Source organism: Streptomyces sp. NPDC002537, from assembly GCF_053594975.1.
In genome coordinates, this window is sequence record NZ_JBSFWT010000180.1 from 1 (window position 1) to 3472 (window position 3472).

A 3472-nucleotide genomic window follows, 5' to 3' on the forward strand; every position below is an offset into this window, starting at 1 on the left:
ACCGAAGGGGACCCGCACCGCCGAGCGCAGCGAGAAGCGCACCGTAGGCGCATGACCCCGGCGTCACCGCCGCATAGTGGCCCACCCCGGGCAGCACGTGGAGGGCGGCCGCGTCGCCCATCGCGGCGACATACCTCCGCGACACCTCCACGGGAACATCCGCGTCAGCGGCCCCGTGCAGCACCACCACCGGCACCCGAACCCCCGGCATCCGCGCGGGATCCACCCCGGCCACCCGCCCGTCGTCAGCGCCGAGGAACTCGGCGACCGCCCCGTCGCTGAGCCGGAGTTCGCTCGCGAGCGCGAGATCCGCGAGCGGCGCGACCGCCACGACCCGGGCCAGCCCGCCGGGCGCGGCGCTCGCCGCCCACAGCGCGAGGTGGCCGCCCGCCGAGTGCCCCACCAGGACGTGTCTGCCGGTCGCGCCCGGCAAGGGGATCGCGAGCGCCGCCGCCACGTCGTCGAACGTGGCGGGCAGGCCGCCGCCCCCGCCCACCCTGCGGTACTCCACCAGCGCGACCTCCGCGCCCCGGGCCGCCAACGCGGCGGCCAGCGGGGCGAGATGGCGGCGGTCGTACGCCTCCCGCCAGAAGCCGCCGTGCAGCAGTGTCACCCGCGTGCCGGTCGGCCGCGCAGGGCGGTAGAGGTCGATCACCTGGCTGGGGTGGTCCCCGTAGGCGACGGTCCCGTCCGGTGGCACGTAGGGGAGCGCCTGGAGCGCGCTCTCCTCGGCCGCCGCGGTCACGGCCCCAGCACCTCCGCCAGCACCCGTGCGGCGCGCTCGGCGTCCGCGAAGCCCGTGTAGAGCGGGGTGAAGCCGAAGCGCAGGACGTCCGGCGGCCGGAAGTCGCCGACGACCCCGCGGCGTATGAGCTCCGCCATCACCGCGCCCGCTCCGTGGCAGCGCAGCGCCACTTGGCTGCCGCGCTCCGCGTGCGCGGCGGGGGTGACGTTCTCGACGTGGCCCTTCGGCACGTACTCCTCGACGCAGCGCAGGAAGAAGTCCGTCAGGGCGAGGCTCTTGGCCCGGACGTCCGTCAGCCGGACGCCGTCCCACACGTCGAGCGCGGTGTCGAGCGCGAGCAGGGAGAGGATCTCGGGCGTGCCGACCCGGCCGCGCGTGGCGCCGTCGGCGGGCGCGTAGGCGGGGGCCATCGCGAACGGGTCGGAGTGCGAGTTCCAGCCGGGCAGCGGCGAGTCGAAGCGGGGCTGGAGCTCGCGGCGGACGTAGAGGTACGCGGGCGAGCCGGGCCCGCCGTTGAGGTACTTGTACGTACAGCCGACGGCGAAGTCCACGCCGTGCGCGTCGAGTTCGACGGGCAGGGCCCCTGCGCTGTGGCAGAGGTCCCACACGACGTGGGCGCCCACGGTGTGCGCGGCGGCGGTCACGGCGGGCAGGTCGTGAAGGCGGCCCGAGCGGTAGTCGACGTGGTTGACGAGCGCGACGGCCGTGCGCGGCCCGGCCTCCCCCGCCATCGCCCCGGCGGCCACGGCCCGGACGCGGCAGCCCGTCATCCGCGCGGCGGACTCCGCGATATAGCCGTCGGTGGGGAACGTGGCCGCGTCGACGAGCACTTCGTCGCGGTCCGCGGACCGCTCCCGGGACAGGCGGATCGCGGCCACGACCGCCTTGAAGACGTTGACGCTCGTCGAGTCGCCGACCACGATCTGGCCGGGCGCGGCACCGACGAGCCGGCCGACGCGGTCGCCGATCCGCTCGGGTGCGGCCCACCAGCCCGCCTCGTCCCAGGCCCGGATGCGGAGCCGCCCCCACTCGCGCCCCACGACCTCCGCGAGGCGCGCGGCGACCGCGGCGGGCAGCGCGCCCAGGGAATTGCCGTCGAGGTAGACCGTCCCGTCGTCCAGCGCGAACTCCGCGCGCTTGGCGCGCAGCACGTCGGCCGCGTCGAGCTCCGCGGCCGCGCGGGCGAGCTCTCCATACGTTTCCTGCACGTCCGCACCTCTCACCTCAGACATGGCTGCGCGCCGTCCACAGCTCCGGGAAGACATTCCGCGCGGCCCGTTTCTCCAGCCACGCCACCCCCGACGAGCCGCCGGTGCCCGGCTTGGCGCCCATCGCCCTGCGGGTGGCGACGAGATGGTCGTTGCGCCAGCGCCAGACCAGCTCGGCGACCTCGGTCAGGCTCTCGCCCAGCCGGCATTCGTCGCTGTGCTGCGGGCCCTCGTAGATCCGCTGCCAGACCCGCTCCACGCCGGGGTCGGGGGCGTGGCGCTCGGTGACATCGCGGTCGAGGACGGCCGTGGGTATCGCGTGGCCACGGCGCGCGAGGTGGCGCAGCACCTCGTCGTACAGGCTCGGCTCGCGCAGCGCCCGCTCCAGCTCCGCGCTCTCGCGGGGCGCGCCGCGGTAGGGCACCAGCATGGCCGTGGACTTCTCGCCGAGGAGGAACTCCAGGCGGCGGTACGACGCCGACTGGAAGCCGGACGCCTCGCCGAGCGCGCCCCGGTACGCATTGAATTGACTGGGCGTCAGATGCGCTATCGGCTTCCAGGAGGCGTTGAGGGACTCCAGCTCGTACACGGACCGTCCGAGCGCGGCCAGCGCGGTCGCGAGGTCGTCCCGGCGGAGGGCCAGCGCCGCGGTGCGCCACTCGTGCGCGAGGACGGTGAACCACAGCTCCATCACCTGGGTGGTGACCAGGAAGACCATCTCGCCCGGGTCGTCGGACAGCGGCTCCTGGAGGCGGCTGAGCACGGAGGCCCTGACGTAGTCCTCGTACGGTGTGGTGCCCTCGAAGTCGAGGGTCGGGGAGGCGGTGGCGGCCTCCGGGGCGTGCGGGCGGGGTGGTTGCGGCTGCGACATCGCGCTCTCCTCGGCAACAACGTGCTTCCGGGTAGCGGTCCGCCCCTTCCTGTTGGCCTCGGAGCCCCGGTCCCCTGTCAGGCATCATCCGTCGCCCGCGCCGCCCCGGGCAAGGCCTGTGGATAACTCTCCGCACAGACGGAACGCCCCGCTCCGGGCGGGGCGTTCCGGTCGGTCTCCCGTGTCAGCCGAGCGTGTTGGCGGCCGTCGGGGAGCTGTCGCGCAGGAACGTCGAGCAGCGCTCGTACTCCTCCTGCTCGCCGATCGCCTGCGCGGCCCGCGCCAGCGCGTGCAGGGCGCGCAGGAAGCCGCGGTTCGGCTCGTGCTCGAACGGCACCGGGCCGTGGCCCTTCCAGCCGCTGCGGCGCAGGGCGTCCAGTCCGCGGTGGTAACCGGTGCGGGCGTACGCGTAGGACTCGACGACCCGGCCGCCCTCGAACGCCTCGTCGGCGAGCTGCGCCCACGCGAGCGAGGACGCCGGGTACTTGGCCGCGACCTCCGAGGGAGCGGCTCCGGAGGCGAGCAGCTCGCGCGGCTCGGGGTCGTCGGGCAGGTGGGTCGGAGGCGGTCCCCCGAGCAGATTCTCATGAATGGACATGCTCCCCAGTGTGCCGGGTCGCTGCGCTCGGCGGTGCGGGTCCCTTGGGC

General features: G+C 74.8%; 4 protein-coding genes. All 4 read right to left on the bottom strand.

All coding sequences use genetic code 11. The features are described from left to right. Positions 1 to 745: alpha/beta hydrolase (locus ACWD4A_RS35155; protein ID WP_451200523.1), on the bottom strand; the 745-nt coding region annotated here is incomplete at its 3' end. Then, positions 742 to 1977 carry a kynureninase gene (gene kynU / locus ACWD4A_RS35160; protein WP_451200525.1) on the bottom strand — a complete coding sequence of 412 codons (1236 nt, stop codon included), beginning with the start codon at positions 1975 to 1977 and terminating at the stop codon, positions 742 to 744. The genes ACWD4A_RS35155 and kynU, both read right to left, overlap by 4 nt. Beyond that, positions 1970 to 2824 carry a tryptophan 2,3-dioxygenase gene (locus ACWD4A_RS35165; protein ID WP_451200526.1) on the bottom strand — a complete coding sequence of 285 codons (855 nt, stop codon included), beginning with the start codon at positions 2822 to 2824 and terminating at the stop codon, positions 1970 to 1972. The genes kynU and ACWD4A_RS35165 overlap by 8 nt, the downstream gene beginning before the upstream one ends. A gap of 184 nt (positions 2825 to 3008) precedes the next feature. After that, positions 3009 to 3422 (bottom strand): DUF3151 domain-containing protein, encoded by a 414-nt coding sequence (locus ACWD4A_RS35170; protein ID WP_120754667.1) that lies wholly within the window; start codon positions 3420 to 3422, stop codon positions 3009 to 3011. Between the last annotated feature and the right edge of the window lie 50 nt (positions 3423 to 3472).

What these genes read in the sequence shown, in the direction of transcription:
- ACWD4A_RS35170 (WP_120754667.1), bottom strand. Translation starts at nt 3,422, where the DNA reads ATGTCCATTCATGAGAATCTGCTCGGGGGACCGCCTCCGACCCACCTG.
- ACWD4A_RS35165 (WP_451200526.1), bottom strand. Translation starts at nt 2,824, where the DNA reads ATGTCGCAGCCGCAACCACCCCGCCCGCACGCCCCGGAGGCCGCCACC.
- kynU (WP_451200525.1), bottom strand. Translation starts at nt 1,977, where the DNA reads ATGTCTGAGGTGAGAGGTGCGGACGTGCAGGAAACGTATGGAGAGCTC.